This window comes from Prosthecobacter debontii, from assembly GCF_900167535.1.
GTDB classification, from domain to species: Bacteria; Verrucomicrobiota; Verrucomicrobiia; order Verrucomicrobiales; family Verrucomicrobiaceae; genus Prosthecobacter; species Prosthecobacter debontii.
This window is the reverse complement of sequence record NZ_FUYE01000008.1, coordinates 71,667-96,006: the sequence shown is the minus strand read 5'-3', so window position 1 is coordinate 96,006 and position 24,340 is coordinate 71,667. Positions and strand designations below refer to the sequence as shown.

Sequence of the window (24,340 nt, the reverse complement as noted above, 5' to 3'; positions counted from 1 at the left end):
CTGTATGTTTGAGGTGGGTAGGTTGTTTGATTTGGCCTACTCACCTTTTGTTCTGCTTCAAGCCCCAATCCTTGAGTCGAATGATTCGGATAATATTTTTTGCAGCGTCTTTAGCAGCGTCTCCGCAGTGTAAGGTTTGGGAATGAAGTGCCGGACACCAGCATTGACGGCACGGGCAACCATTCCGTTTACATTCAAGCCGCTGGCAGCGATGATTCGCGCATGGGGATTCATGCGCATGAGCACTGGGATCATGGTGGGGCCGTCCATGATGGGCATCATCATATCGGTCAAAACGACTGCGATGTCTTCTTTTCGGGTGGCATAGGTCGCCGTAGCTTCGGCACCGTCTGAGGCTAAGAGAACTTGATAGCCAAAGGCCTCCAAAGTCTCGCGAGTGATTTGCCTCACCGTGGCCTCATCATCCACGACAAGAATGAGTTCGTTATTGCCACGTGGAAGCTCGACGATGACTTGGCCGCTACTGGCCGAGGCGGAACGTTCCTGAGCGGGTAGGTAAACACGAAACTTAGTGCCAATGCCAGCTTCGCTATAAACTCGCATAAAGCCTCCATGGCTCTTGATGATAGCGAGACTTGTGGAGAGCCCGAGCCCTGTGCCTTTGCCAAGTTCCTTGGTGGTGAAGAAAGGCTCAAAAATACGCTCGATGACTTCGGGCGGCATGCCTGTGCCTGTGTCTTCGACCTGAATCACCACATAGGGGCCTGCCTTGGCTTCAAGGTTCATGCCTGAGTAATGTTCATCCAGCACTTCATTGGTTGCCGTGAGGGTCAGAGTGCCGCCCTGCGGCATGGCATCACGGGCGTTGACGCAAAGATTGAGAATGACTTGGTGAAGTTGAGTGGGGTCACCCAAGACGATCCAAAGGTTCTCTGGGATCGCGCATCGAATGTGGATGCTCTTGAGAAAGGTTTCGTTGGCAATTTTTTCCAACTCCCTGAGCAAACGGCCTATTTGCACTTCAACCAGTTGCGCATCGACGCCTCGTGCAAAGGAGAGCACTTGGCTGACCATGTCAGCTCCGCGTTTGGCGCTGCTCTCAATCGCCGATAGGATGCTCAGGCGTTTCGGATTGCTCTCTTGGAGGCGCAGCAACTCAATCGACATCATGATGGGAGACAGGACGTTATTAAGGTCATGCGCGATTCCTCCTGCTAAGGTCCCGATGCTCTCCATACGCTGGGCGCGGAGGAATTGTTGCTCTAGCTTTCTTCGCTCCGTGATGTCGGTATTGATGGCCAGGATGGATTTCGGCTGGTTATGCTCGTCACGAACGAGCGTCCATCGTGCTTCCACCACCAGTTGTTTGCCGCTTTTGGTGATCTGCTGGAGTTCGCCACTCCATTCACCCTTTTCAATGGTCGCCTGCGTGGCGGTAATGAACGCTGAAGGATCTTTATACAAAAGATCTTTGATGGAACTGCCCACAGCTTCCTCAGACGTCCACCCATACATTCTTTCGGCACTGCGATTCCAATACAGAATGTTGTGGTTTAGATCGCGGACCAAGATGGCATCTTGCGCCTTGTCCAAAAGAGTCGCTTGCTCACGCAGCTTTTCTTCGGCTTGTCTTCGTGTCGTGATGTCCAACGTGGAGCCGACCATGCGGGAAGCTTTCCCTGAGGTATCATAGATCGCCTGTCCAGTGGCGCGGAACCAGCGATAGCTACCACGTTTTGTTTTGAGGCGAAAATCCGCATCGAAGCGTTGGCGCTCGTTCGAGACGTGGATGGAGAGCGCTTTCTGAAAACCACCTTCATCGTCAGGATGAAGATGTTGGAGGAACGATTCAATCCGTGGTGGGAACTCTGCTTCGGAATAACCCAGCATTTCGAGGAAAAGGGGAGCATAATAGACTGCTCCCGTGGTCATGTTCCAATCCCAAATAGCCGCTGCTGACCCCTGAACTGCGAGCTGAAAACGCTGCTCACTTTCGCGCAGGGCTTCTTCAGCATTTTTGCGCTCGGTGATATCGGCTCGAATTGCGACATATTGGCGAGGGATTCCTGTTTCATCAAGGAAGGGGACAATAGTCGTGGCGACCCAATACAGACTGCCGTCTTTGGCCTTGTTGTGAATCTCTCCATGCCAGGCCTTGCCTGAGCGGATGGTGTCCCAGAGTTCACGGATGAACTCTTTCGAGTGATACCCTGAATTGATGATGCGATGATCTTTAGCCAAGAGTTCTTCGCGAGAAAACTGGGAGATGGCACAGAACTTGTCATTCACATAGATGATTCTCCCCTTGGCATCTGTGCGGGCTACGATGGCATGCTCATCAAGAGCGGTGCACAGATCGGCGTTTTCTTTGAGGAGTGCCTTGAGTTGGATTTCAGCCTCTTTCTGGAGCGTGATGTCTCGTGAAATGCCCAGCAGACCGATCAGATTCCCGTCTTGATCTTGGTAAGGGCTTTTGGTCGCTAAAAAAGTGCGTGTGACGCCTGCAACCGTCAGCACTTCTTCTGCAATGCTCATCTGGCCCGACTGCATGATCCGTCGGTCATTCTCGATGAGTGCAAGGCCCGCTTCTTCTCCAAACAGCAGCGTATCGTCTTGGCCGATCACTTCTTCCACCGTGCGGCCTACCAGTTTGGCTGCACCTTCGTTGAACAGCAGATATCGCCCGTGAAGATCCTTGATGAAAATGGCATCCGGCGTGCCGTCAGTGACGGCCTTAAGCAAGTCATTGGCTCGTCGGATTTCGAGTTCGGCTTTTTTTCGCGCGGTGATATCTTGGGCGGCACCGATCATTTTCAGAGGCTTGCCACTCACTTCATCGAAGATCGGTTGAGCGATCTGATGGATGATCCGCTCCTGTCCGTCGAGACGAATCAAACGGTAGGTGATGGTGTATTGGCTCTGCGTTTCGATGGCTTCTGAGAAAGCCATCTGAATAGCATCATGATCCTCTGGAGGAATCAGGCTGTAAAAAAGCTCACGTGTAGCAATGACCTCCGTCGGGTCATAACCGGCAATGCGATACATCTCATCCGACCAGGTCAGTGGATTGCTATCCGGTGAGGTAAGCTTTTCGAGATCAAGCTCCCAGCTTCCGATGCCTGCGATGCTCTGGGCCGTGGCCAGACTAGCTTCGCTACTGCGTAGCGATTGCTCGGCCAGGGTTCGTTTTCGCTCTTCCTCCAGGGATTCGAGAGCGAAGGACAGATCATCGGCCACTGCAAGCATGAGGCGAATCTCGTCTTCTTGGAAATACTCAGCTTCGCCAGCATAAAGGGCAAGCACCGCCACGATTTCATTGTGCAGCTTAATAGGGAAGGCTGCACAGGCCAGGAAGCCATGCTCAAGAGCCCGGCTTCTCCACGGTTCCACTCGCGGGTCCTCTTTGAAATTGTTGCAGATGTTGTAAGAGCCTGTTCGGAAGGCTGTCCCCATGGGACCTTGCCCCAGTCTACCACCATCGGCCGTGATCGTGATGCCCTGGAAGTGATCTTGCCCTTCTCCCCACACCGCACGTGGCTCGACGATGCGCGTTTCTGGATTCAACTCCGTGATGAAGGCTGTCCTCAGGTGACCGTGCTCGACGATGATGCGGCAGACTTGCTCGTAAAGGTCCTGCTTGTGTCGAAGACGGATGGTGGCTTCGCTGACCTTGCTGAGAACTGCGTGGAGGCGATTGAGACGATGAAGGCGCAGTTCAGTGATTTTGCGCGAAGTGATGTTTTCAAAGACTGCGATGAAGTATTTGGCTGCGCCCTCGGGTGTCCTTTCCAGCGTTACCGCCAGACTGATCCACGCCATTTCGCCATCCTTTTTGAGATACCGCTTTTCAGTTCTGTAAAAGGCCTGCGAACCTTCAATGAGTTCACGCAAAGCCCGTTGACTGGTGAAACGGTCTTCAGGTGCGGTCAATTCGACGAAGGACCTGCCGATCAATTCGCTTTGATCATAACCGAGGATTTTGCAGACTTTGTCGTTGGCCTTCTCGATCTGGCCATTCAAAGACACATGAGCGATGCCTACCCCAGCGCGCTCGAAAGTGCCGCGGAAGCGATCTTCACTATCGCGCAAGGCCTCCTCAGCGAGCTTTCTTTCCGTGATATCCGCATGCATCACGACCGCACCCGGACGGTTAGAGTCTCGGATCGGAGTCGCCATCAGGCGATACCAACGCTGTGCGGGGGGCTTCGAGATGGGATACTCCAGGACGAAGCTGGGCTGTTCACCTGTTAAGACTTGGCGGATGCCCTCCGATGCTTGCTGGGAGATAATAGAGCTCTCACAAGGGAATTCCTCCCAGGCGCTGATGTAATTGCTGCCGATAGAAAGGGCTTCATTGCCGCCTTCATTGAGGGCAGTGAACTCCATCCACTTTTGATTGGCGGCAATGATTACCCCGTCGGAATCAAGCAAAGCAATGCTGGCTGGCAAGGCATCCAGGATGGAAGCCTGTGTTTCGCTTAAAATTTGTTGCTCGCGGATTTTCTGCCGGAGTTGGAGTTGGGAGATCACCTGCTTGGCCAACACTTCTAAGGCCTGCTTTTGCGATTCATCGAGGTGCCGTGGATTTTGATCGATGACACAGAGGCTTCCCAACACTTCACCGTCAGGCATCATCAGAGGAGCGCCTGCGTAAAATCGTATCCGCGGTTCATTCTGCACCAGCGGATTTTGAGCAAAGCGGTCATCATCGAGGGCGTCAGGGACGAGGAACAGTTCTTTTCCTAAAATCGCATGGGCGCAAAAAGCGTGATCACGTGGGGTCTCCTTGAGTGACGTGCCAACTTTAGATTTGAACCACTGCCGGGACTCATCCACAAAGGAGATTAGAGAAATGGGCGTCTTACAGATGCCCGCCGCGAGTTTGGCGATGTCATCGAATTCTGGCTCTTCATCCGAGTCGAGAATATCAAAGCTCCGCAACGCAATCAGACGCTGATGTTCGTTGTGTGGAATCGGCGCGATCATAATCTTTTTGAGGCGTATCGGTGAGGAAGCGGATCAATTAGCCTTGAGTCTAGTTTTATGGTATGATGTCGATACCAGATAAGCGGAGTATTTTATCCATGCTTTGTATGGTCGCGGTAGTAAAATTTTTCAAAAGTGTGACAGAGCATCGCGGTGTGAGGCTTCAAGTGGACTTTTGCCAGCGGTCGGATAAATTTGATTCCGGTCTGGACCCATCTCGTTGTGACCTGCTGACTCTGTGAATAACTGAGAGTTTTTTATTTGACAGGGCTCTAGAAGATTATACTCTCGCGCCCCTCATTTTAACGCGGCAGTTCATGGCTGTGCGCGCCCTTACAAGAACCTTATGAAGACATTCTCTGCTAAAGCCGAAGACGTGAACCGCCAGTGGTGGGTCATTGATGCCAAGGATAAAGTCCTGGGCCAGGTCGCTGTGGCTGCTGCCAATTTGATTCGCGGAAAGACCCGCCCGACCTTTACTCCTCACGTGGACACTGGTGATTTCGTCGTCGTCATCAACGCTGATAAAGTGCGTGTGACTGGCAAGAAAGAGCAGCAGAAAGTTTACACCAGCAAGAAAGGTTACATCGGTAACCAGAAGGTGGAGACCGTTGAGAAAGTGCGCCAGCGTCGCCCTGAACTGTTGGTCCATCGCGCTGTCAAAGGCATGGTGCCCCACAATCGTCTTGGCAATGCCATTGTGACCAAGCTGAAGGTCTATGCGGGTGACGAGCACCCCCATGCCGCTCAGAATCCAAAGCCTTTCGCGGTTGCTTAATCTAACCATTTTTGATTACGTTTCATGAGCAAGCCTATCACCAACGCTACTGGCCGCCGCAAGACCGCTATTGCCCGCGTGCACATCCTCGCCGGTTCTGGTTCCATCACCGTCAACGGTCGTGATTTCGAAGAGTATTTCCCTACAGTGGCTCTTCAGAATCAGATCCTGACTCCTCTGGCTCTGACCAACACACGTCAGCAGTATGATTTCAACGTGAACGCCAGTGGTGGAGGGATCACTGGTCAGGTTGGTGCCGTTAAGCTTGGCATCTCTCGCGCTCTGATTTCCGTGAACCCGGAGCTTCGCCCAACCTTGAAGCAGGCTGGTCTCTTGACTCGTGACTCTCGCGCTAAAGAGCGTAAGAAGCCTGGTCGTCCAGGTGCCCGCAAGCGCTTCCAGTTCTCCAAGCGTTAATCGCTCCTTACTGTTTCTCGTTGTTTGTTTCGAAAAACCCCGTCTTTCAAGACGGGGTTTTTTATTGGCGCAGTTAAGTGTCGAAAGGGGGGCGAATGAAAGCGACTGCGTGGGCCTTGGCGATGCTTCGGAGAGTTAATCTCTTCTCGGCGAATTCTTATGCCTGGGGAAGGCGGTCGCTTCCGTTCTCTGCTTTCCTTCGATTGTTTCGCTGCGTTCGTGTCGAAGGCAAGATGGCGGCTCTTACAAATCGTTGGCGCGGCTCTTCAGTGCTTTGAGCATTGTTTCGAGCTGATTGGTGATCTTGGTGGCTGCGGGAACTTCAAGATAGCTGCTGCGGGCGCGCCATGTCTCGTAACCGCCCATGGCATGGTCTTCTTCGGTGGGCAAATAGCCGTTGTAGCCATTGGCGAGCGAGATGGTGAAATGCCGAACAAAAGGTGTGTCGCGTTTGAGCTGGAGGCCGATCTGAACGAAAACTTCGCAGGGGATGGCGGCGATGCTCAAATTACCGATCCGCTGCGCTTGAAGCTTAACAGGGACAGTGTCGGGATACTCGGAGAGAAGCATTGTTTCTCGGGCATAAATGGCTTTTTTGTCGGACCACTGGCCGTCTGCATCTTTGGGGATGGTGCTCATCCATTCCTTAGCCTGGGTCATCTCTTCACGGGTGCCCTTACGCACTCCTAACTGAAGGTCAGTCTCTTCGGAATCAATCACAGGCGCTTTTTGCCATTGAATGCTCTCATAAGCTGCGAGTGCAGCATCCGCTACGCTGCGGGCAACGATGGAGATCTGTTCGCCGGGATTTCGTTTGAATCGGATGGAAGAGCCGAAATTGATGTTGTTGATGTTACCGCTGGTGCCGTTGGACATGATGCCCACGAAGGCAGGTTTTTGGCTGTAGCGTGAGTCATCCGCATGGAGGCGGGTGCCAATCTCGCGTGCAAAAGCGCCATAATAGTCAGCACTGATGGCAGGATTGCCGCCAACATAATGCAGGCTGTAATTGGCCAACAGCCCGATCGGGCGCTGGTCTGCCTTGGCTCGCACAGCCATTACGGCGACATCTTGGTCCACGGGGGCGGTTGGGATAGAAACGCTGGGGCTGACGTTGCCAGGATTCATGCGCGCTCGGTCTGTGGTGATGCCGAAGGGGTTTTCATAAAACTGCCCTTCTTTCATGTGCCAACGGCGATTGAAAACGTGCGTGGGATCACTGCCAAAAGCCCAGCCAAACTCGGCAGGCTCCATATTTTTGAAGGCTTGAATGATGCCTTGAGCAATCCGTGGGGCGACGGTTTTGACATAAAGGGGATCGGGGTCACTCTGGAAAACCCCCGCCAGGGTGGCGGCTGAATGGGTGTGGGTGGCGGAGATCAGAATATGCGCGGAAGGCACCCCCGTTTCTTGGCTGGCGATTCGTTTGGCGTCTTCGCAGATTTGCCGGGGAATCATGCAGGCATCGACCACCACATAGATGAGGGATCTATGCCCGTCATTCATGGCGAGACATCGGGCGTGCATGGGATCAGAAATACCTTTAGCGTATCCACCTTTCATGCTGCCATTGACGGGCGTTGGAAATTCAGAGGGGGAAATATCCTGCGCAAAGGCTCCGGCACGAAATTCGGCTCGAGCGGAGGAGAATCCTGCTAAAAGCAGGCTGATGACGCTTACAACGAGGCGTGTGTGGGACATACAGTGCCCCGGATACGCACCCAAAAAGCCAATTCTCTCGCTCAAGACTCTGCTGTTTAGAGATCGTCACTTCGCGGCGATAAACGCCGAATGAATGGAATATAAACGCCTTGGATATGTAAAATAAACGTTTTGCTGAAGAATGAAGAAAAATCTTTACTTGAGGACGCGTCTTTCATCAAATCGAGGGGTTAAGACACGGAAATCCGACCCCACCTGTGTCTTCTCTGCCAATCGTGTTTGCCTCTGACCCCAGTGCTCCCCCCACGTCTGGGAAAAGTCATGCTCTCGTCCGATTTGCCTAATGAGTGCCCTCGGCTTTTTCTGTATTTCGCCATGACTACCTTGCGTCGTAATCGATTCATTATTAACGTTTTTTTAACGTTGTTGATTTGTTCGTGGCAGGTCGCAAAGCCTCTGCGAGCTGCCACATATACCTGGAGCCCTACAGCAAGTGGAACTTATTCTTGGGGAACCGATTCATTTTGGATCCCCTCCACCGGATTTCCTTTTGAGTCAGGTGATGTGGCAAACTTAACAAATGCGATCACCGGAAATCAAACGATCAACCTTGATCAGGTGATTAAGCTTGGAGCGCTGAATATAGGGGGGGGTTCAGGCGCTGAAACCTTTACGTTAGCTGGTGGGACCGGCGGGTATTTGATTTTTGATGGTGCGGGGCCGTTGACCATCAATAAGAGTGCGGGTGGTGCGGATACGATCTCGGCAGGTATTCAATTCAATGATGATCTAACCATCACCAACGACGCGCTTAGCGCGAATGTGCTGACTTTGTCAGGTGGTATGCGGAGTATTTTGTCGGATGTTATCTTCGCTGGCAGTGGCAATACAACGGTAGTGACCACGGCAATCGTAACGGGTGGGAATCTGATCAAAAATGGAACGGGATTGTTAAATCTCAATGTTGGCAATACCTATGCAGGAGCGACAACCATCAATCAGGGAACTCTGACGGTTTCAAGCACCACGGGCCTACCCATTCGTTCGGCGGTCACTATTGCTTCGGGCGCGATCATGGAGGTCAACAATGCCTTCACGATTGGATCGCTCAGTGGTTCAGGTCTGGTGACCAACACTTCAACCACAAGCCGTATTTTGACGATTGGTCGTGACGATACCAACACCACGTTCTCAGGGACCATTTCACCCACAACAACGGCACGAGTGGCCATTACCAAGGTCGGCGCGGGAACACTGACCTTGGCTCCAACTGTTGCCAGCACTTACACGGGCAACACGGTGATCAATGGCGGTGCTATTTTGCTGGATTTTACCGCGGGTTCTTTGAGCAGCATCTTGGCGTCTGGATCGGCGTTGACCATCGGTGGGGGAAATTTGGCATTGAAGGGACGCTCTGGAGCGACGGTGAGCCAGAGCATGGGCAATTTTACCTTAGGCGCGAGTGGCGGTTCCATCCTCATGGACAATAATGGAGGGACATCCACAACGTTGGCACTTGGGACGATTACCTCCAGCGCAGCAGGCGGCTCGCTTCTGGTTTCTTCTCCAGCGAACACGACAGTTACGTTTAACCAAGCACTCAATACGGCCACCACTGTGAACGGTCGAGTCGTCTTTACAGATGGGGCAGGGGCCTACAATTGGGCTGCGAACACGGGAGTCAATACCGCTACAGTGGGGTTGAGCACCTACACGGATGTGGCGGGATCGACAATGGCGGCTTCCAATACGGTGAATTCGCGAATCGACTCTACCGTAGTCGGAGAGATCACTTCGGTAACCAATCCTACCTCCACGACGAATTCCCTCAAAATCAATGCTGGTGCTTCGGGGCAAAGCTTGGCCATCGGCACCAATGGCTTGGTTCTTACCAGTGGTGGCCTCTTGTTCACGGGTGCGAACAACTACACGATTAGCGGCAGCACGGGAACTCTGAAAAGCAATACGGCGACGAACTCGGATCTCGTGATCCATCAATACGGCTCAGGCACCCTAACCATCAGTGCCGCCATTGCCAATGGTATTGGTAATTCCACCCTGACGAAGGCTGGCACCGGTAAGTTGGTTTTGACCGGAACCAATACATTTACAGGGGGCATCTTCATCAATGGTGGCACGCTCAGTTTTAGCACGGTTGCCAACGGTGCAGGAGGCTTAGGCGCTGGTGTCGCGACGGCAGTCACGATTGGGGATGGAGCGACGCTGCAATATACCGGTGCCACGGGAACGATAGCGAGCGGAACATCGGCTGGTAGCCACACCTTTGCTTTGACCGGTGGCATGGCGACCATCGAGGTGACGAATGCGGCGACGGCATTGACGTTTGCAGGAGCCGTTACAGGCACCACGGGAGGAGGATTCAACAAGACCGGCCCAGGAACGCTGGTATTGGCAGCAACTGGAACTTACGTCGGGCCGACCAACATCGTCGAAGGGACCTTGCAAATGGGTAACGGCGCGAATGGCATCACCTCATCAAGTCCTGTGACGATTGCTTCCATAGCCACCCTCGATATGTTGGCTTCGGCAGGCAGCCAAACACTGACTGTTGGGTCAATCGCCGGGAGTGGAACGATCGTCAATTCAGGGACCAGCACCAAGACATTGGCTGTTGGCGGTAACAACACTTCAACGACCTTCTCGGGTATCTTTGCGGCAGGTGGTGCGGCTGGCAACGTCTTGACCAAGACGGGAACAGGTACCTTGACGTTGGCCAATACCACAACCAGCGCTTGGACAGGTGGAACAAACGTCAATGGTGGGATTTTGCGTCTCGCCGTGAGCAATGCACTTTCATCTACGGGCACCATGGTGATTGCGAATGCTGCTGGACCAGCTCGCCTTGAGCTCGATCCTGGTGTGGCACAAACCTTGGCCGCGATAACGATCAATGGTTCAAGTTCGGCTGCGACTAGCCAAGGTAACATCATTTTAGGCCTTGGATCGGTGTTGACGTTGGGGGGCACTCTGACGGTCAACAATAACAATAATCCCCAGGCATCGATGATCACTGGGGCTGGGACGGTGGCTCTGAGCGCGACAAGAACTTTTGCCGTGAATAACAGCACCGCGGTGCCGAACAATTTGCCTGAGCTAACGGTGACGGTGCCTCTCACTTCGACCGGAGGCATCACTAAATCGGGCAATGGTAACATGCTTCTGTCCGGCAACAATACCTTCACCGGGACACTCACGGTTGGCGGTTTGGGGACTGTTTGGATGACGGGTGATAATATCGCCATGACCGGCGCGACGACTTTGAACGCAGGGACTTTGGTGCTTGATTACACTGCGGAAAACGCTGTTAAAGTGGGAACGGGTGCGCTGAGTCTCCTCGGGGGAGAGCTCGTTATGAATGGTAACGCGGGTGACAACTCCAGCCATACCGTGGCCAGCACGACCTTCGCCGCCGGTGGCGCCGCGACGGTCACTCTGAATGCCGGTAGCGGTCAGGAGATTGTTCTCAACTTGGGTGCCTTGACCCGAGCTGTCGGAGCAGGGGCAGGCACCGTCCGCTTTAATCTTCCCGATGGGATTCAGAGCGCGACACACGGGGTCACCACGACAACGCTGAATAACGCAACTACAGGTTTGTTAGGTGCAGGCGCGGCTTTTGCGACCGTGACAGACAGCAGTGGAACAAATTTTGCCATCAATGCCACCAATACAGCCGGGGGAAATATCGTGGGCATCACCTCGACCGTGAGCGATGATGTGAATGCGTGGAGCGCTGGACTGAATGCGACAGATGCGGGTGGCTACACTGGGTCCCTGGCTTCTTCATTAAGCCTCAATACGCTGCGTTTCAATGCGGCTGGAGCTTCGACGGTTACCATTGCCAATGGTGAAACTTTGACTATTGGAAGCGGCGGTATTCTGCAAACCAGCAATGTTACAGGCATCAGTTCCATTACGGGTGGGCGATTGACATCTGGGTTGAGTGGAGATTTGATTTTTATCGTGGATGGCTCGCAGTATTTGGACGTGAGTTCCACCATTGCTGCAGGGGATACCATTGCTAAATCAGGGAAGGGAACGCTTCGTCTCACTGGCGTGAATACTTCTTCCGGAACGATTACGATCCAGGATGGAACCATTGAGTTGACGGGAGGAAAATCAATTGCTGACAGCACTTCTGTCGCATTGCTAAACCTGGGCGGAAGTCCAACCTTGAGTTTGTTAGCTGGGCAGACTGAAACCATCGGGGCACTCAGCGGCGGTGGATCTTCGAGTAGCGCCAATGTGCTGCTTGGAGCCAGTTCAGTGCTGACGCTGAATCAAGTCTCGAACTCCACTTATTCGGGGGCCTTTACAGTGCCTGCCAATGCGACGATCATCAAGAATGGAACGGGCACTCTCACCTACAATGGTAATTCATCGGTCTCCTTTGCGGGTAAATTGATCATCAATGGTGGGGTGATGGTTCTAAGCGGTAGCGGTGTTGGCCGCCTGGGGACACTGGACATTGTTGTCAATGGCAGTGAATTGCAGAATCTACAGGATCAGAGTAGCAGCCAAGATCGATTGGCGAACACAGGTGTGGTCACGCTTAACAACACAGCTGGGACCAATGGCCTGCATTTGAATGCCAGTAATAATGGCGCTCGTGGAGACACGATGGGAACCATCGCTCTGGGAGCGGGACAAAACGTCATTACACTCAACGGTTCAGGCGGAAGCAGTGCTGTCGGGACTTTGACCGTGGGCAACGCCATTCCGCTGACTCGCGACAACAATGCAACTGCGCTCGTGCGTGGGCGCTCACTGGGGGCCTCTTCGGGACAACGCGGACAACTGATTCTGAGCAATGCTCCGACGGGAACGTTGGCAGCCATCGGTGGTGGTGGTGCCGCAGCAACAACGACGATTAGCATTTTCCCATATCTGATTGGACACAGTACATCAGGAACTCCTGGGACGACTGAACTTGGGAATACCTTCGTCATGAATACGGGGACCACAAATGGCCTCCGTCCATTATCCACGGCGAGCGGAGCTGGCGCGGAATACATCTTCGATCAAGCGGGTTATAATGGGATGACAGCGTCATCGACCAATAATGTTCGATTTACCGCAACTCCAACCGGTAGTTTGACCGCCGTTAGTGGCGCGCGGACGATCAACGCACTTGCGATTGATTCTACCAGCGCGGCAGTGACCGTTACAGGTCCAGCCTCCGACAGCTTGATGCTGACAGCCGGTGCTCTATTATCGACAGGCGCTTCGGCCAACAATACGGCCCTGACAGGCTTTTCTGGCATCACCACGAACACGAGCGAATACATCGTTTTTGTGACGAACGACCGGTTCACATTGGGCTCACCCCTGACAACGACCGGGGCTGCTTTGACGAAGGCAAGCGCAGGAACATTGGTCTTGAACGGCCTAACCAATTCATACACGGGCGGGACCTATTTCAATGAAGGTGCGATCGAGATCAATGCTCTCGGTGCGCTGGGTTCGGGTAATCTTAACTTCTTTGGAGGCGCTCTGCGCTGGGCAACGGGAAGTGCCTTTGACGTCTCCACACGGACTATCAATTTCGGTAGTGGGGGGGGGATTTTTGATACCAACGGTAACAATGTAGTGCTGGCCAATGTCTTTGGTAACAATACGACGGGAGGTATGACCAAGGCGGGATTAGGAAGTCTGACTTTGAACGCGACTCCCGCTTACACGGGTAACACAACAATCAATGGCGGCTCATTGGTTTTAGGTCTGAATCAGGCGATTCCCAATACGGGGCTTGTCCTTGGTGGTGGCACGCTGAACCTAGCTGGGTTTAATGCTTCAGTTCCTACCCTGACCCTCTCTGGAGCGGACAGCTTGATCACAGGCAGCGGTGTGCTCACAGTAACGGGTGAGATCATCGCGAACCAAGGGCGTGTGGATTCCATTTTGTCTGGGAGTGCTAACTTTATCAAACAGACCGCAGGGCAGACCGTGGTGCTCACCAACGCTCTGAACAATTACACAGGCTACACGCATATTCAGGACGGAAGCCTGAGTATCCCCTCCGTTCCTGTCGCAGGAGTTCCTGGATATTTAGGGAATCAAACTGGCGACAATGCCACTATTCGCCTTGGTCAGGGAACCACAACGGGTATGCTGGTGGTGACCGGAGCGGGCGGAACCATTAATCGCAATTTTGACCTTGTCGGAACGACAGGTGGCGGGGGTATCGACAATGATGGCACCTCCGCCGTCACTCTGAATGGAACCATTACCTCCACAACAGCGGGTTCGAAATCTCTGGTGTTGGCTGGAGATTCCACAGGTTTTGTCAACGTTTTCGCTGGCTCATTCAGTAGTAACATTGCCACACTTGGTATCACCAAGAACGAGGCAAGCACTTGGAGCATTCCTGGGAACTACACCTATACCGGCAACACGGTCGTCAACGGAGGTGTTCTAAACATCAGCGGTTCAATCACGGGAAATACGACCTCATCAACTCTCGCCTATGGTGGCAATGCAGGAAATGCAGTGGTGAATGTTAGTGGTGATATGACGCTGTTTTCGACAACAGGGGGAAATGCTTCGGGAGCTGTTGCAGTTTATAATCAGACTGCAGGAACAGTGACCGTCACTCCAGGCACGGGTAACTCTCAATATGTGGCTCGTGCTGCGGGGTCCTATGGGTATTTCAATCTGACAGGAGGAACTTACAAAAATAGCAACCGCTGGGATACCAACGCTTCGGGAAGTCTGGGCAGTGCTCTCAATACAGCGACCTCGTCAGTCGGCGTGGTATATGTCGGAGGCACAGGATTCCTCGATCACACGAATGCGGAGTGGTTTATCAACGGTTACAGCTTAGGCCAGATCACCGTTGCTGGGAATGGTGCTATCGATCACACGGGATCTAACAATCCTTTCGCCATCTTCATGGATTCGACGACGACTGGTGGAACTTATGGTGTTCTGAATTTGGCTGGCGGCACAGTGACGGTGGGTGCCCAGCCGATCCGGTTTGGTAACAACACGACGAACGGCAGCGGCAACACGGGTTTTGTCAACTTGGCTGGAGGCACTTTGAGTGTTGGTTCAGCCATCAGTAGCAGTGTGAATGCCTCGGGAGCTAACAATGCCTATTTGGCTTTCTCGGGAGGCACTCTGAAATTCACCGGTTCTGTTTCAAGCTGGATCCCGGCTTCGACGGCTGGAATCACCTACACCGCAACGTTGTTTGGAGCGATTGATAATAGCAGCGTGAGCGGTGCTCCGTCTTTCGGTGGTGGACTCACGGTGGATACCAATGGGTTCAATACGACGCTGAACGATTCCTCCAGTGTGCTGAAAGGGGCGAGTGGCACGGGTGTCACTCAGGCCAATCTCCAGGTGACTGGTGGCAGTGGCTACGTGGGAGCTCCAGCCGTTGTGTTTAGCACAGCAGGTGTCGTGGCAGGTGGCACCCCGGCTGCCGGTTATGCTTTGATTAGCAATGGTGCTGTCACGGGTATCGTCATCACGAACCCTGGAACGTATACCGCAGGAACAGTGCCCACGATCACCCTTTCAGGTGGTGGTGGCACAGGGGCATCAGTCACCTCTTTACCCTTGAATACTGCGAACGTCTCGGGCGGTCTAACTAAAACGGGGGACGGTGTTTTGACTCTGACAGGTGTGCAAACCTACAGCGGTGCCACGGTGGTGAATGGTGGAGCCTTGTCGGTCGCCAGCAATGTGCTGCCCAACACATCGAGTCTGAGAGTCGGTGAAACGGGTTCAGCTTCCTTCAATCTCTATCCTGATGGAGTGGGGAGCACCATGACCTTGGCTCTGAATGCCAACATTATCTTGGGTGGGACTTCGACCGGTGGTTCGCTGGGCTTCCAGCTGGGAACGACGTCAGACCGGATTCAGTTGAACGGGGGGAATTTGATCATCAATGCGGGTGGTGGCTACATTGACGCCATTGCTGGCAGTGGATTTGATCTGGGCTCCTACCAGGTCATCACTGGAGCTGCTAGCATTACTGGGACTCCGCAGCTAGGTTCACTGCCTGGGGGATATATGTATAGCTTATCCACTACCAGTAGCAGTGTGACGCTCAATGTGTTGAGCACAGCAGCCAGTGGTGATGTGTATTGGACCGGAGATGTCAATAACAGTTGGGCCACATTGGCTGGAGGAAATACGAACTGGTCCTTGGCTGCCAATGGTGTTGGCGATGCAGGGTTCACTCCGGGTGTTGGCAATGTGGTGAACTTTAGTGCCAGCAATGTGGTTGCTTCACCGATCACGACGACCTTGGATAACAACTATAGCATCCAAGGGCTGAAATTCCTGTCTTCGACCACCTCTGGCATCACCATTGCGGCAGGCAGTCTGGGCTCATTGACTCTGGGAAGCGATGGCATTGTGATGCAACCTGGTGCAGCCGCGAACGTGGCTATTTCCGTGCCGGTCGCTCTATCGACCAGTCAGACGTGGACGGTGGATGATACGACATCGCTCCTATCTGTCAGTGGGGTGGTCTCTGGTGCAGGTAATTTAACGATCAATGGCGGTGGCACAGTCATGCTATCCGGTGTGAATACTTTTACAGGCAACGTGTTGATTGATGGTGCGGGCTCGACCTTGTCGGTCGCTGTATCACAACTGAACAATGCGGACGCCAATAGCCCGATCGGTGCAGCGGGAGCTCACTCCTACACTCTTCAGAATGGAGGCATTTTCAGCCTGAGCAGCGCAAACACGCTGAATCCCACCGCTGCCAGCGGTAAAAGTTTTGTCATCGGTTCTGGCGGCGGCACGATTGATGTAGGCAATGCAAGCGGCATCCTTCAATTGGACGATGCGAATCAGTTCTATCTAACTCCCGGAACGACCCTCACGAAAACCGGAGTGGGCACTCTCCTTCTAGGAAGCACAACCGATGCTAACGTGGCTGCGAGCACAACGGTAGTTGTCAATGGAGGCACCTTGCGGTTGCAAGCCGCAGGCTCCTTGGGGACGACGAATAAATCACTCATCAACCTCGCTTCAGGCACTCTCGATATCCGTATCAATAGCGGGGCGATTCTGGCCAATAACGTGGTCGTGACTGGAGACTCGACCATTTCGACCGGAAGAACCACGGCATCGAATGCGAACATCACCCAAACCCTGGGGGTGCTGGTGATCGGCAACAACACGCTGAACTATATCAACGGCAACGGTAACACCGCTCCTGGAGTCGCAAACTTAACCTTTGGGAATACCGTCCTCGTCGGCACGCCTACGTTTAATGTCAATAACGTCAATGGCGCTGGTGTGGGGACATTGACTTTAGGGTCTGTCGTCGGCACCGGTTTTGGCATCAATAAAACTGGCGCGGGCATCCTGCTGATGTCGGCCGGTAATACCTACACGGGGCCGACCAATGTTCTGGCGGGCACCCTCCAGCTCAGCCGTCTAACATCTCTGTATAACAACAATTTGGCCTCCTGGACCACTTCGAACATCGTTGTCGAATCGGGTGCGACTCTCGGCGTCAATGTGGGGGGTAGTGGGGAATTTACTTCTGCTGAGTTGGATACCCTTCTCGGTCTTGGGAATGCAACCGGAGGATTCAAAAACGGCTCTGCTATTGCTCTGGACACCACTAACGCAGCCAATGGCCACTTTGTTTATGACAGCGATATCGCCAACACAAATGGCGGTGCCAACGCAATCGGGGTCACTAAATCAGGAACGGGCACTTTGACTCTTACCGGAACACAAACCTACACAGGGCCGACAACCATCACTGGGGGAGCTCTTGCTGGTAATCTCGGAGTTGGTAACCTTGTTTTAAAAGGTGGTGTGTATGAAGGCAGCGGCACATTCACCAGTGCTTTAGGCACGGGTGATGGACAGGTTCAGTGGGCTGTCGGTGCCAATGGCGGCTTCTCTGCACGGGGAGGAGATCTTACAGTATTGCTTGGAGGTTCTGCGACCTCTCTGACTTGGGACAGTACGGCCAATTTTGTGTCCAGCACGGGTCAGCTCTTGTTCGGTTCAACCACTTCGGATAGTACGGTGTTTTTCCCACACAGTATCAACCTGAACGGTGCCGTGAGAACGATTCAGGTGGTGGATAATCCATCTTCTGCTTCCGAAAAAACGGTCCTCAGTGGGCGGTTGTCGGGAGTGAATGGAGGCATTAACAAAACAGGGACAGGTGTTCTCGAGCTGGCTGCAGCTAACACTTACACAGGCACAACCACCCTGACTTTGGGCACTCTGCAACTTAACAATGCCAGCAATGGCGGTCTCGGTAGTGGGCAACTGGTGTTGACTGCCGGAACCCTTCAGGCGTTGATGCCTGGGATCTCACTAACTAACGATGTTTCACTAACCGCCGTGACGGTGTCCGGTGACCAAAGCCTGACGCTCAATGGCACGGTTACAGGTCTTACGGGGGGCAGCCGCACTCTGACCAGCAGTATCAATGGTGGCACGTTGACACTCGGAAACGTTGCTATCAATACGGATACCGCTAGTGCTCGAACACTGACCTTGGCTGGAACGGGCGCAACGACCATCAATGGCGTTATTTCCAACGGCAATGGCAATACTCAGGCGAATAGCTTGTCGATTACCAACACGGGTCTAACCACGCTTAACGGAACGAACACTTACACGGGCAACACCACCATCAACGTCGGAATAGGCAGTGTGGTTCTGGCTAGCAATGGTAAGATCGGCACGGGTAACCTGACCGTCAATTCGGGTGACCTAACGATTGGCTCATCCCAGGATCAGTCTGTGGCCCTGCTGACAATGGCGGGCGGTGCAGCCGGATCAGATTCGCTGATCACCATTGGCACTGGCCGTAAGCTCAGCGTGACTGGAGTGACCTACAGTGGCACCAACAATAACCTCACTTCGGTGATCAATGGAGCCGGGACCTTAGACTTAGGCACTGTAGGAATCACGGTGAATATCGCGAATAGCACTGTTGCCGATATCGACATGTCTTGGGAAATGAACACCTTGATCGGTAGTGGATTGTTCACCAAGGATGGTGCTGGAACTCTCGATCTCCGTGGTGTCACCAACAATAACTATGCGGCGACAGGGTATCAGATTAACGCGGGTGCGATCCTCGGGCTCAATGCAATCACGGCCAACTTGATTCTCAATGGTGGTGTCTATGAAGGAAGTGGTTCCTTTACCCGAGCCTTGGGCACGGGGAATAATCAAGTCCAATGGCTTGCCAATGGAGGTGGTTTCTCTGCGCGTGGGGCGGATCTTTCGGTCACCCTCAGTGGTGCTGCGAATCCGTTGGTGTGGGGAAGCACAACGAATTTTGTGCCGAGTGGAGCACCCTTGATTTTCGGTTCCGTAACCGCAGATAGTGCAGTGACATTCACTCACAATATCGACCTGAATGGAGGCAGCCGCACCGTCCAAGTGGTGGATAACACAGCGCTTACCACTGATTTAGCCATTCTCCCGGGTGTGATCAGTAATGGCAGTCTGGTCAAAACAGGAACAGGAATCCTGCGCTTGACGGGTAATAACACGTTCACCGGTGGCATCACGATTACTCAGGGCACTTTGGAGTTCAGCACCGTGAGTAATAATGGCGGGGCCGCAAGCCACTTGGGTCAGGGAAGCGACGGCATTTCTTTGGGTGGAGGTATTTTAAGCTTCATCGGAAATGTTGATCAGAGCACCAATCGTGCGATCAGTGTGACGGCTGCCAGCAGCTTGTTTGCGAATGGCACTTCTGACGCCTCGATCACTTATACAGGGGCCATCACCACCACGGCGAATATTGGACTGACGTTGGGTGGTTCGGGCAAGGGCATCATCTCCGGTGGTGTCACTGTAGCGCCACCAGCGAGCGGCACAGCAACAGCAGACATTACAGTCACGGGAGGAAACTGGACACTTACAGGAGGGGCTACCAGTATCGCGGACGACTTCTTGATCAACAACGGCACCGTGACGCTTCAAGATACGGTGGTGACAGTCAATGATGATATCGTTGTGACAGGTGCGAGCACTGTCTTGAATTTGAACACCACAGGGGTCTGGAATGCGGCCTCTCCGAGTGGAACAAGCAGCGGTCTGTATGCTCGTGGCGGTGCCGTCATTAACCTCAATGCCCATGACATCAACGGGGCAGCGAATGCGAATGGCTTGGACTTCATCCTCCTAGCCGATGGCACCACGAGTGGCACAGGCACCCTGAATACGAATATTTATAACATTACGACACCTCGCCTGGATATCGGTTCGATTGCCGATGGCTACGAGGGGGCTGTTTTAGGTTCTGGAACAGTGACGGTGACCTACACGGGCAATGATTGGCTCAGTGGTATCCGTCTTTTCCGAGGCAGCATCGAAGCTGATCTGGCCGGTGTGGCAAGCATTCTGAAACAAGGGATGAGCGATGTGACTCTGAAAGGGGATAACAGTGGCCTGACTGCTACAGTGGCCAGCCGCCTTGATTCGGGAAATCTGATTCTGGACTACAGCCTCGATAACAACTCTAAATTGAGCACCGCTGCGGCTTTAGACATGCGCGGTGGTACGCTGACACTCAATGGCGGTGTTCTCGACCATACCATCCAGAATGTGGCCAGCTTTACTCTAGCGAACGGAGGTGCCAACCAGATCAATGTCAATGGCACGGCCACCTACACGACCACTCTCAACCTGGGAGCGATCACGCGTGCAGCAAGTGCAGGAACGATTCGTTTTGTGACCGGGCTTGGCGGTGTCATCACCACGACCACCACAAACAACGCGACAACGGGTTTGTTGGGCACAGGCACGGCCTTCTCCACCATCAATGATGGCACAGGGACCTACTTCGCCATCAATGACGGGGCTAACAAAATCGTGGCTCTGACTTATGCTGCTGCCAAGAATGATATCAGCACCTGGTTGACTGGAGATCATGTGACCAATGCGGGAGCCGGTTTCACAGGCACGGTAAATGTTGCGAACATTAACAGCCTGCGTTTCGATGCTGCTACAGGATCGACCATCACCATCGAATCTATCGGGAACCTCACGATTGGCAGTGGTGGTATCCTTCAGACTGAAAATGTCACGACAGGTCCGACGGTGATCACTGGTGGACGACTGATTTCTGGCACGGGCGAGTTGGTCGTGACGACGGATAGCACCAGCAGCAGCTTCCGTATTTCATCTTACCTTTCGGGGACGACCGTTCTGACCAAAGCCGGGGCAGGCACATTGATTCTGGACGGCTCCAATCACTATGGTGGCAATACCAATCTTCAGAATGGCACGATCCAAGTTTCTGGAGGCAACGCCATTGGAGATCGCTCTGTAGTTACATTGGCAGATGATCATTTCAGCACTTTGGAACTGTTAGACAGCGAGACCATTGGCAGCTTGCAGGGTGGTTCAGCGACTACCGGTTTGAATAACCTTGCCCTGGTTTCAGTGGGATCGAATACACTGACGATCAATCAGATCTCCACCACGACCTATGCAGGGGTGATTTCTGGAGACGGACGCATTGTCAAAACAGGCGCAAGCACACTTTCTCTGTCGGGAGTTAACACCTTCACCGGTGATCTGATCGTCAATCAAGGTCAATTGACTCTCGGTTCTCGAACCATCGCGAACTTTACCAATGTCGGGTCGGTTACTTTGAATGCGGGTTCGATGCTACTTGATTTCACGGGTGGAAATGAGAGCTCGGCGAACAAAATCAATAACAATGCTCCAGTCACGATGATCAATACGGGCGGGATCGATGGTTTGCGGGCGAACAACGATCGTAACGACGCTAACAAAGCGGAAAGCATTGGTGCTCTCACTTTCCTTGGCGGTGCCAATACGGTGACAGTGAGTGCGAGCAACACCTCTGGCACCACTCAACGTAACATGACGATCACGGCGGCTTCTTTGATTCGTAGTAACCGGGCGACCTTGCTGGTGCGTGGACAGAATCTGGGCACCACTTCGACCACTCCTGGAGACCCGATTCATACAGGACGCTTCGTGGCGGCGACTGTACCGACTTTGACGGGCGGTGCTGGAGCTGCGGGAACATCGACCCTCAGCATATTGCCATGGGCCATTGGGTCTAACAGCATTACTGGCACCGGTAACAGCTTCATTACCCATGCGACCACGACGGGTTTCCGCCCGCTGGATTTAAGCACTGAGTATGAGCAGCTCACGGCTGCTGGTGGGATTACTCTTTTCAACAACGTTCGTTATTCGAGCGCAGCTGATTTGACTTTGGATGCTTCGACGGCCCGCATCATGAACTCGCTGTTCATTGACAATACGAGCACCACGGCGGGTATCACCCTTGCTGGTGCCGGTGCTCTGCTCAATATCAACTCAGGGGCTTTCCTGATTACTGGAACCCAAGGTGTAACGCTCAGCGGTTTCAGCGGGATTACCACAGGCACTTCGAATGAATATATCTTCCACGTGCCCAACACTGCTACAGCAGGGGTGACCGTCAGTTCTCCGTTCACTTCGCTCGGTGCTTCGCTCACCAAATCTGGAGCGGGGACTCTGATCCTCACCAGCACGGGCAGCAGCTACACTGGGCCGACCACCGTAAATCAAGGGGTGCTGCAAATCGACTCTCTCAATAAACTCGGGAGCATGGGGATCGGTGGCTTGGTGTTTAACGCAGGCGTGCTGAAATTTGGTGCGGCATTCGATGTTTCTGCCGCACCTGTGACCTTTGGCGTGGCTGCAACCAGCACCGTTGAAACCACCACAGGTGGCACTTTTGATACCAACGGTTTCAACATCGTCTTGGCCAACTCCATCGGTAACGGTGGCAATGGCGGTTTTACCAAAATCGGTGCCGGCACGTTGACCTTGAATGCGGTGGCCAAATACGCTGGTGCTACCACCCTGACGACTGGAACCTTGGTCTATGGGGTTAGCAATGCTCTGCCAACGACCACCGATTTGACGATGTCCGCCAGCACGACACTCACCTTGGGCAGCAATTCAGCTCAACTGAGAGGCCTGAATTTGCTCGGATCGGCCGCCATTGGCGGTTCTGCTCCATTGACCTTTACTGGAAACGTCTTGCAGACAGGGGGGAGCTACACCCTCACATTGACCAATACCCAAGCGACGGTGTTTGACGGAGACTATTTGCAACTCACGGATACTGCCACGGCCAGGACTCTGACCTTGTCTTCCACAGGGCCTGTGACGATCAACAGCGCTATCATCGACGGACCCGGTGCCGCAAGTGCGTTCACCAAGTCGGGTGCAGGAACGATCGAACTGACCGGAGCCAACGTTTACAACGGCACCACGACCAACTCGACGGGCACCATGATTTTGTCGGGTAGCAACGCGGGCACTGGAGGCACGACACTCACCTCGGGCACGCTTCAGTTGAATAATAACAACAACGGTGGCTTGGCCAGTGGAACACTGACGTTGACGACAGGAACCGTCCAGACCCTCAATGCTGCCAGAACCATTTCCAACAATACGATTGTGGGCGGTTCTGTGACAGTGAGTGGTGTCGGACTCACTATCAATGGCAGTTTCACCAACAGTGGTGGGAGCCGGACTCTGACCAACAATACCACGACGGGAAATGCGCTAAATCTAGCGGGTTCAGTTTATTTGTCTGAAGCCACAGCGACGGGGAGAACTTTGACGATCACAGGCACAGGTTCGACAATCATCAGTGGAGTGATTTCAAACTTTAACGGCTCCGGCATCGCAGGCGGGCTGATCAAATCAGGCACTGGTGTTCTGACGCTATCGGGTGCAAATCTATACACAGGTCCTACCTCTCTGGACGTCGGAACTCTGTTGGTTAACAACTCCACGGGTTCGGCGATCGGATCGGGTAACTTGACGGCTGCGGCCAGCACGGTGTTTGGGGGGATAGGCAGCATTTCGGGCTCTTTGACGACCAGTGGTTCGATTTCACCGGGCTCCTTTGATGCGAGTAACGTCAGCATGATCGGACAACTGACTGTCGGCACATTGACGGCTAACACAGGGTCTTCGCTCTTCCTACAGGTCGGAGGAGCCACGCTGATAGATGCAGATGGAGTGTCGGCTTACCTGTCGAGTCCGAGTACATTTGCTGTGCCTGCTTCCTGGACCAACAGCTATGAATCGGGAACGACTCAGCATGACCAACTTTATGTTAGCGGTTCTGCTTCACCCACTCTGAACTCAACGATCACGGTTTCAAGCAGCTTCCTCAATAGCTACAACCCTAGTTATGGTGCGATCTTCCAGGTTGTCGATTGGGCGTCCCTGGGCACCAATAACATCGCCGGGACTCAGACGTTCAACCTGCCTGCTCTTACAGGTGGCCTGAGTTGGAACACGGATCTCTTTAAGTCTTACGGTGTCCTGATGGTCGTTGGAGTCGTGCCAGAGCCTAGCCGTCTTCTGCTTGTGATGCTGGGCTTGTTGCTTGTCTTTGCTCGCCGCCGCCGCCGTTAGTTCTTGGTTCAAATCCCTTCGTGATACACCTATTTTCCCTGGGGTGGGAGAATGGGTGTTTTGCTTTCTAGGGAAGAAAAGCGGCTTTTAAAAAAGGTTGTG

Annotated in this window: 5 protein-coding genes; 3 read left to right on the top strand and 2 right to left on the bottom strand. The window is 53.4% G+C overall.

The window, feature by feature from the left end; all coding sequences use genetic code 11:
• Positions 1-57 precede the first annotated feature (57 nt).
• Positions 58-4,947, bottom strand: coding sequence for a PAS domain S-box protein (locus B5D61_RS13255; RefSeq protein WP_078813853.1), 4,890 nt, complete (start codon positions 4,945-4,947; stop codon positions 58-60).
• A 346-nt stretch (positions 4,948-5,293) separates the two neighbouring features.
• Here B5D61_RS13255 and rplM point away from each other — a divergent pair, with 346 nt between their 5' ends.
• Positions 5,294-5,725 carry a 50S ribosomal protein L13 gene (gene rplM, locus B5D61_RS13250; RefSeq protein WP_078813852.1) on the top strand — a complete coding sequence of 144 codons (432 nt, stop codon included), beginning with the start codon at positions 5,294-5,296 and terminating at the stop codon, positions 5,723-5,725.
• A gap of 24 nt (positions 5,726-5,749) precedes the next feature.
• Positions 5,750-6,142, top strand: a complete 393-nt coding sequence (rpsI, locus tag B5D61_RS13245; protein WP_078813851.1) for a 30S ribosomal protein S9 — start codon at positions 5,750-5,752, stop codon at positions 6,140-6,142.
• Positions 6,143-6,385: 243 nt separating this feature from the next.
• Here rpsI and B5D61_RS13240 read toward each other — a convergent pair whose 3' ends face one another.
• Positions 6,386-7,843, bottom strand: a complete 1,458-nt coding sequence (locus B5D61_RS13240; protein WP_078813850.1) for a neutral/alkaline non-lysosomal ceramidase N-terminal domain-containing protein — start codon at positions 7,841-7,843, stop codon at positions 6,386-6,388.
• Between the two features lie 684 nt (positions 7,844-8,527).
• Between B5D61_RS13240 and B5D61_RS25750 the strand changes: the two genes are divergently transcribed.
• Positions 8,528-24,238 carry a beta strand repeat-containing protein gene (locus B5D61_RS25750; protein WP_176159412.1) on the top strand — a complete coding sequence of 5,237 codons (15,711 nt, stop codon included), beginning with the start codon at positions 8,528-8,530 and terminating at the stop codon, positions 24,236-24,238.
• Positions 24,239-24,340: the final 102 nt, after the last annotated feature.

Coding starts and splice junctions, on each gene's coding strand:
- B5D61_RS13255 (WP_078813853.1), bottom strand. CDS start 4,947: ATGATCGCGCCGATTCCACACAACGAACATCAGCGTCTGATTGCGTTG.
- rplM (WP_078813852.1), top strand. CDS start 5,294: ATGAAGACATTCTCTGCTAAAGCCGAAGACGTGAACCGCCAGTGGTGG.
- rpsI (WP_078813851.1), top strand. CDS start 5,750: ATGAGCAAGCCTATCACCAACGCTACTGGCCGCCGCAAGACCGCTATT.
- B5D61_RS13240 (WP_078813850.1), bottom strand. CDS start 7,843: ATGTCCCACACACGCCTCGTTGTAAGCGTCATCAGCCTGCTTTTAGCA.